8 protein-coding genes are annotated in these 7,845 nt (G+C 25.6%); all 8 read left to right on the top strand.

The window, feature by feature from the left end; genetic code table 11:
• Positions 1 to 423: 423 nt before the first annotated feature.
• Positions 424 to 1,446 (top strand): VWA domain-containing protein, encoded by a 1,023-nt coding sequence (locus Q0J90_RS09085; RefSeq protein ID WP_297277598.1) that lies wholly within the window; start codon positions 424 to 426, stop codon positions 1,444 to 1,446.
• 9 nt (positions 1,447 to 1,455) lie between these two features.
• A complete protein-coding gene (locus Q0J90_RS09080) occupies positions 1,456 to 2,295 on the top strand; it encodes a tetratricopeptide repeat protein (RefSeq protein ID WP_297277597.1) in 840 nt (279 codons plus the stop codon).
• Positions 2,279 to 3,991: a BatD family protein gene (locus tag Q0J90_RS09075; protein ID WP_297277596.1), complete on the top strand. Its 1,713-nt coding sequence runs from the start codon at positions 2,279 to 2,281 to the stop codon at positions 3,989 to 3,991. Before Q0J90_RS09080 ends, Q0J90_RS09075 begins: the two co-directional genes overlap by 17 nt.
• 21 nt (positions 3,992 to 4,012) lie before the next feature.
• The gene (locus Q0J90_RS09070; protein WP_297277595.1) at positions 4,013 to 4,687 is read left to right on the top strand and encodes an SH3 domain-containing protein; all 675 of its coding nucleotides are present in this window, start codon (positions 4,013 to 4,015) and stop codon (positions 4,685 to 4,687) included.
• A gap of 16 nt (positions 4,688 to 4,703) precedes the next feature.
• Positions 4,704 to 5,762 carry a tRNA 2-thiouridine(34) synthase MnmA gene (gene mnmA / locus Q0J90_RS09065; protein WP_297277594.1) on the top strand — a complete coding sequence of 353 codons (1,059 nt, stop codon included), beginning with the start codon at positions 4,704 to 4,706 and terminating at the stop codon, positions 5,760 to 5,762.
• Between the two features lie 66 nt (positions 5,763 to 5,828).
• Positions 5,829 to 6,641 carry a thioredoxin fold domain-containing protein gene (locus Q0J90_RS09060; RefSeq protein WP_297277593.1) on the top strand — a complete coding sequence of 271 codons (813 nt, stop codon included), beginning with the start codon at positions 5,829 to 5,831 and terminating at the stop codon, positions 6,639 to 6,641.
• A gap of 69 nt (positions 6,642 to 6,710) precedes the next feature.
• Positions 6,711 to 7,535, top strand: a complete 825-nt coding sequence (locus Q0J90_RS09055) for a thioredoxin fold domain-containing protein (RefSeq protein WP_297277592.1) — start codon at positions 6,711 to 6,713, stop codon at positions 7,533 to 7,535.
• 120 nt (positions 7,536 to 7,655) lie between these two features.
• The coding region (locus tag Q0J90_RS09050; RefSeq protein WP_297277591.1) for a glycosyltransferase family 2 protein at positions 7,656 to 7,845 on the top strand (190 nt) is incomplete at its 3' end.

Raw genomic sequence — 7,845 nt, 5'->3', positions numbered from 1 at the left:
ACTGATAAAATTATTACAGATAAAGATAATATAATAAAACTAGCAAATCTTATATTTTCAATTATTTTGTTATTCATATATTGACCTCCATTTTATATATGTTATAATTTTTTTATAGGGGCAGGATTGCCGTCCCACCCCATTTTCCTTTTTAATTACTGTTTAAGTAATGCTACTAAAGCAGTAATTAAGCTAGTAATCGCTATGATGAGTTCTGTCAAAGCTTTAATCATAGCGATTTTTTCTTGCCGTTTTTTATATTAAAATTTAAATTCTTTTATTATCATATTAAATAAATATTTTTCTATTATGTTTACCTTATTAAAAAATTATGGTTATTTATATAAATATTATGCATATTGATTAAAATTTAAATATTAGTATAATAAATTAGATATATTTTATAAAATGATTGGGAATATAATGTTTTTTGGTGATTTTAAATTTATAGTTTTATATATATTAATTCCTGTACTTATTGCCTTATTTGTTATGTCTAGAAAAAAAGTTCATAAGATATTGTCAATATTTACAAAAAATTCTAATTTCAAAAATGATAAGAATTACAAAAGAATATCAAATTTGAGAGTATTTTCTATTATATTTATGATATTGGCAAGTGCTTGTTTAATATTTGCACTCATGCAGCCTAAATGGGGCATAATAGAACAAAAAATTAAAACAGATAATTATATGGTAACTATTGCCTTGGATTTGTCCAGATCTATGGATGCAGATGATGTATGGCCTTCAAGATTGGAAAGAGCAAAATTAGAAATAAAAAAATTTGTTGAAAACACTGACAATTTATCTGTTGCTTTAGTAGGTTTTGCAGGAACTAGTTTTATAGCAAGTCCTTTCACTCAGGATATGGAAACTTTTAATTATATATTGAATAATTTGACTACAAAATCTGTTACATTGCAAGGTACAAGAATAGCCGATGCACTTGTAACTGCCAAGAATACTTTTAATGTTAATGCCATAAGTAAAAAGTCAATAGTATTAATAACTGACGGTGAGGATCATGGCGGATATTTTGATGATGTTTTAAAAGAATTAAATAATATGAATGTTAGTGTATATACAATAGGTGTTGGAACTTTAGAAGGAGCAAGTATAAGCACTGATTTAGGAGTGAGGGAAAAGAGTGTTGTTTCAAAAAGAGATGATAATATATTAAAAATGATAGCAGATTCTACACATGGAAAAAGTTATATTGCTGAAAATGTTTCATTGGAAAGCATATTTGATGATATGAAAAAAAATATGGACAGCGTATCTTCTGTAAGAAATAATAGAAGCTATAAAGAGAGATTTCAAATATTTCTTGCAGCTTCCGTTATACTCATAATGATTGCATGCATATTTAATATATTAACTCAAATAAGAGTAAAAACTTCCAAAGAAAAAATAATTAATAAAAAAGCAAAATCATATCGATAGGAATTAAAAATGAAAAAATATAAATTAATAATATTATTTTTTATAATTACATCTTTTAACATATATGCATTTTCATTTAATGAGTTGACAGCAAAACTTGATGTAGACAGAGCAAATAGATTAATGAAAAAAGGTAATTATGAGGGTGCTATAACTTTGTATGAAAAGGCTTTGAGTAAAGTTCCTAATTCTCCGGAGATATTTTATAATATGGGTACAACAATGTCATCTATAGGGGATATTGAAAGTGCAGTACAATTATTTGATATGGCAAAAAAAAGTGTTACAGAAAATACAAGCAAAAAGACTAGAAGTGCTATTCATTATAATGCAGGTATAACAAAAATAGAAGGTCAGGATTATCAGGGTGCTATAGATGAATTAGTAGAGTCTTTAGTTAATACTCCGGATGATGAAAATGCAAAAAGAGCTTTAGAATATGCACAGAAAAAATTAGAAGAACAGAAAAAGAATCAGCAAAATAACAGCGGATTTAATAATCAGCAAAGCGAAGATAATCAAGACGGTCAAAGCGATAATAATGGAAATTCTGATGAGAATAATCAAAATAATAATGATAATAATAATCAAAATCAGGACAATCAGAATCAAGATAATCAGGATAATCAAGATAACCAAAATCAAGATAATCAAAATAACAATGGCAATAATGATAATCAGGATAATCAAAATAACAATAATCAAAATAATAATGACCAAAACAATAATGACAATGAAGACAGCAAATCAGATATTGACAGATTATTGGAATCTTTGAGACAGTTTAGAAAAGATAAAGATAATGGAGATCAATATTACGGCGGAGGAAGAATTGATAAGGATTGGTAATATTTTAAAAAACTCTGTATTATTTATATTATTTATAGCTTATAGTTCATTATTTGCACAAACAAGCATAACAGCAGAGTTTTCAGATAAGAGAATAGGCATTGGAGAATTATTTACTTTATCTGTAACTATAAATAATAGTTCAGGCAGGGTAACAGTTCCGGATGTAGACGGCTTTGTGCTTAGGGGTACATCTCAAAGCAGAAATATGATGTATTCTTCAGGTACATTCAAGTCAATTCAAACATACAATTTTACATATATAGCAAATAAAGAAGGCGTATATAAAATAGATGATATTAAGGTAAAAGTAAATAATAATACCTATGTTGCTAATCCTGTTGAAATAGAGGTTTTGAATTCACCCGTAAGGAGCAGAGAAAATAACAGTACTCCGGATGGAAATAAATTTGAAGAGTTTATGGATTACGGAGAGGATATTTATGTTGATAATAATATAAATAAAAAAGAAGTATATTTATATGAACCTATATATATAGAGCAGAAAGCATATTCTCATATACCAATAAATGTTTTGGGATTTTCAAAGATACCTGTTAGAACTGATTTTATATCATACGCTGATTCATCTGAATATAATTCATTTACAGAAATAATAGACGGTAAAAGGGTAAGTGTCGTGCCTTTAAAGAAAGAGGCATTGTATCCTGTAAAGCCTGGACAAAAAGATATATTAACTACTCCTTTTGTGTTTGAGAAAGAAGGTATGTTTTATGATAGGGTTGAATATGGAGAAGAAGATTTTACTATAAATGTATTGCCTCTTCCTGATAAAAAAGGATTTGAAAATTTTTCCGGAGCTGTAGGTGATTTCAATTTTGATGTAAAATTAAATAAAACTAACCTTGCTGTAGGAGAAGAACTTTTAATAACTATGGAAGTTGTTGGAGAAGGAAATACATCTATTATAAATATGCCTAATATTAATGATGATATAACAAATTATTTTTCTGTATACAAACCTAAAACTTATGAGACTAATTGGTTTGATGGAAATAAATTGATAGGAAAAAAAATAAAAGAGTATGTATTAGTTGCTAGAGATGAAGGAGATTCTGTAATATCAAATATTGCTTTTTGTTATTTTTCACCTACTAATAAAAGTTATACTAATATTTATTCAAGTGCTTTTAATTTAACAGTATCAGGTATTAAGCAGAATTTTAATTCTTTTGTTAATAATGATAATGAAAATATTAATGTTATACCTATAAGAAATACAATCATAAAAGAAGATAAAGAGTTTAAAATATTTAATATTAATATAATTTACTTTTATATTATTATATTAATAGCTGTATCTATAATAATATATTATTCTAAAAAGATTGGAAATATAAAATTATTATTTAATAATGCCAATAAAAATAATGATTTTAATATTGAAAATATAAAAAAATATTATGATGAAAATAATAGAAAAGAGTATTGTAAATCCATAGAAACTGCTTTAATAAGAAAAATAAAAAATAAATTTAATATACATGATGATAATATATTATTTAATAAATTGAATGATTATATGGATATTGAAAAGGTTAATGATATAAAGTATATAATTGATAAGTGCAATCTTGAATTATATTCCGGTAAATCATATAGTAATGAAGATTATCATACAAAAGCTATTGAAATAATGAAATATATAGAAAACTTAAAAATTAAAAATAAATAATCAAAAATGGAAATTGTATAAATGAACATAAAAAAAATAATAATGATATTTTTAATATTTCAGTCTTGTTTTTTATATTGTGCTGATTTAGATAAAGTAAATAATTTATTTGAAAATGCTAATAAATTCTATAATGAAGGAAAATATTTAGAAGCTAATTATTTGTACAGAGATATTGTTTCATCAAATATAATTTCAAAAGATTTATATTATAATTTTGCATCCTCTTATGCTGCTATAGGAAGTAATGGATATGCTGTTCTTTATTATGAAAAAGCTTTGAACATTGCTCCTTTTGATAAAGAAATAAAAAATACAATAAACTCTATTACAGGAAATGATAATTATAATTCGCAAATTATTGTGACTATGTATATATTACTAATATTATTTTTAATAAGTTTTACAGTATTTATAGTATTGTTTATAAAATCAAGAAAGCCTAATAAATTTTTATTGATATTATCTATTATATTTTTAATACCAACTATAATAACTAATAAAATAATAAATGATGATTATGTTGTAACTATAGAGGAGGCAAATATTTATAATGGAAGCAGTACAAAATCTGATATAGTTTCTATAATACATGAAGGGGAAAAATTAAGAGTATTAGAAGAATATACTAATTGGTATTATGTAAAAGGAAATTTTAAGGGTTGGATAAGTAAGAGTTCAGCAGAAAAGATATAAAATATGGAGCGGATTGATGTTAAAAATAGCGGTTGGAATGAGTGCTGGTGTTGATTCTACTACTACAGCAAAACTTTTAAAAGAACAAGGCAATGAAGTATTCGGTGTTACAATGCTTCTTTGGAACGGAGATAATAGAGCACCTTTAAGCGGTTCTTGTTACGGCCCTTATCAAAATAAAGTTGTAGAAGATTGTAAAAAATATGCTGAGGCAATAGGAATTGATTATTATGCTTTTGATGTAAGCGAAATGTTTCAGAAAAAAGTTATAGATTATGTTACAGAGTCATATAAGCATGGATTTACTCCTAATCCTTGTATTATGTGCAATAGTCAAATTAAATTTATGGCATTATTTGAAGCTATAGAAAAACAAGGATTGGAATTTGACAAGTTTGCTACAGGTCATTATGCAGGAGTAAAATATGATGAAGATTCTAAAAGATATATATTGTTACGCGGAAAAAACCGTATAAAGGATCAATCATATTTTTTGTACAGACTTAATCAAAATCAGCTTTCAAAAATAATGTTTCCTATGCATGAAAATACAAAAGAAGATACTAGAAAAATTGCAAGAGAATATAATTTGGAAGTTGCTGAAAAAAGTGAGAGTCAGGATTTTTTTGCAGGAGAGTATCATCGATTATTTGATGAAGATAAAGAAGGTAAAATAATACATATAGATACAAATGAAGTATTAGGTCATCATAAAGGTATATGGCATTATACTGTAGGGCAAAGAAAAGGCTTGGGTATAGCATATAAAGAGCCTTTATTTATAATATCATTGGATAGTGAAACTAATACAGTATATGTTGGCGGAAAGGATTATACTTTCATTAACGAAACAGTTATACATGATATTAATTGGATAGTAAACCCTATACAGAGAGAATTTGAGGCTTTAGTAAAAACAAGAAGTGCACATAAAGGTACTATGGCTAGAATAATTCCTATAGATGAAAATACTATAAATATAAAATTTCTTGAACCTACCGGAATAATTGCTAAAGGACAATCATGTGTTTGCTATAATGACGATATAACATTATGCGGCGGAATAGTTTATTAATTCTAAATATTTACATTATTACATATAAATTGTTTTATTATAGAAATATATTTTGAGGAAAAATAAATGAATAGATTATACATAATATTATTTAGTTTTATTTTATTGGTATCATGTTCAAATCAAAAAATGAATTGGGAAACTGATTTTGATAAAGCATTAGAAATGTCGAAATCAGAAAATAAACCAATAATGATAGATGTATATACTGATTGGTGCGGTGCCTGTAAAGAAATGGAGAAAACTACATTTGTAAATAAAGATGTAATTAATAATTCTTCAAATTTTATAATGCTGAAATATAATCCTGAAAAGGTGAGTAATGGAAATGATTTTTTGAATAAATACAGTATATTAGGTTTTCCTACAATGCTTTTTATGAATAGCGACGGATTTATTATAAGAAGAATAGTTGGTTATATTGAGAGTGATGAATTAATAAATGAAATGAACGGCATTAAAGAAAAGGAAGAGAATATCAAGAGAGTATTTAAAGATGATTCTATTAGTATAGAAAAATTGGATATATATTTAGACTCAGGATATGCTAGAGAAGCTTCAGAAACTTATGATACATTAGTATCGGAAAATAAAATACCGGAAGACAGCAGGGCCAAATATATGTCTAAAATAGCTCTTATGCTTTTGGATATTGAAGATAATGATAAAGCTATGAACTACTTTAATGAAATGATTGATAAATATACTAATTATAATGAAGTATATATAGCGTATTATTATAGAGGACTTGATATGATAGTAAATAATGGTCAGACAAATGAAGGATTAAAATATATAGAAAGTTTTACTAATACAGTTCCTGCCGAAATGAAAGAAGCTTATATGAGTTTCATTGATTATTTCAGCAGCACTAATTAAATTTTAGCTGTATTGTCTTTTGCTAGAAATATTTTATAATAAAAAATAATAAATTAAGGAGTTAGATATATGAATAAAAATATATTAACAATTTTAATAATTGTATTATCTATAATATCATGCAATAAAGCCGATGCCGAAATAAAATGGGAAAAAGATTTAGCTTCAGCAAAGAAAAAAGCCAAAGAGAAAAATTTACCAATAATGATAGATGTTTATACTGATTGGTGTACTTGGTGTAAAGAATTGGATAAAAATACTTATTCTCATAAAGATGTTATAGATATTGCTAAAAAAATGGTGTCTGTAAAATTGAATCCTGAAACTTCAGAAGAGGGAGCAGAGATAGCTCAAAGATATGGTGTTCAAGGTTTTCCTACAATACTTTTTATAAGTGCTGACGGCTTTGTATTAGAAAATGTAGGAGGATATGTTGAAGGTGAAAAATTTGTTCCTTATATGAAAAATGCCATAGAAAAATTAGATAAAGTAAATTCTGTATTAGCAAATAAAGAACCTACTTTGGAAAAATTAGATTTATATATGGAATCAGGTAATGAAATAGAATCTCAGAAGATATATGATGCTTTGATGCAGAAAAAAGCTATATCTAAAGAAAAAATGTCTAAATATTTGCTTGGATTTGGTTTGATAAAAGCACAGAAAAGAGATTATGATAATGCTAATAAATATTTTGACGATATAATAAAAAACTACCCTAATTCTGAAGAAGTTTATGTAGCTCATTATTATAAGGCAGTTATTATGGCATTGTCAGGTGAAAAAGATGAGCCTAAAAAATATTTAGAGAAACTTCTTGATGATCCTAAAGTACCGGATAATATGAAAGTTCAATATGAGAGTTTATTATCATATATAAATGAAAATAATTAATTATTGTTAAATAAATTTTTAAGAGAGGTTTTATTAACCTCTCTTTTTTTATGTGATATACTTTAAAAAATAATTTGTTATAATATAATAAATTAATTTTTATATGGATATAAAAAAATTATGGTTAGTATAATAATACCCGTTTACAATGTTTCAAAATATTTAAGAGCTTGTTTGGATAGCGTAATTAATCAAACGTATAAAGATTTAGAGATAATATGCATTAATGATGGCTCTACTGATGATTCTCTTGAAATATTGAAAGAATATGCCAATAAAGATAATAGAATAATTATAATAGATAAAAAAA

Origin of the sequence: uncultured Brachyspira sp. (genome assembly GCF_944390595.1) — a bacterium.
In the GTDB taxonomy this organism is placed as follows: domain Bacteria; phylum Spirochaetota; class Brachyspiria; order Brachyspirales; family Brachyspiraceae; genus Brachyspira.
Note: the sequence above shows the minus strand (reverse complement) of the source record. Positions and strands in the feature narration are given on the sequence as shown.

What these genes read in the sequence shown, in the direction of transcription:
- Q0J90_RS09085 (WP_297277598.1), top strand. Translation starts at nt 424, where the DNA reads ATGTTTTTTGGTGATTTTAAATTTATAGTTTTATATATATTAATTCCT.
- Q0J90_RS09080 (WP_297277597.1), top strand. Translation starts at nt 1,456, where the DNA reads ATGAAAAAATATAAATTAATAATATTATTTTTTATAATTACATCTTTT.
- Q0J90_RS09070 (WP_297277595.1), top strand. Translation starts at nt 4,013, where the DNA reads ATGAACATAAAAAAAATAATAATGATATTTTTAATATTTCAGTCTTGT.
- mnmA (WP_297277594.1), top strand. Translation starts at nt 4,704, where the DNA reads ATGTTAAAAATAGCGGTTGGAATGAGTGCTGGTGTTGATTCTACTACT.
- Q0J90_RS09060 (WP_297277593.1), top strand. Translation starts at nt 5,829, where the DNA reads ATGAATAGATTATACATAATATTATTTAGTTTTATTTTATTGGTATCA.
- Q0J90_RS09055 (WP_297277592.1), top strand. Translation starts at nt 6,711, where the DNA reads ATGAATAAAAATATATTAACAATTTTAATAATTGTATTATCTATAATA.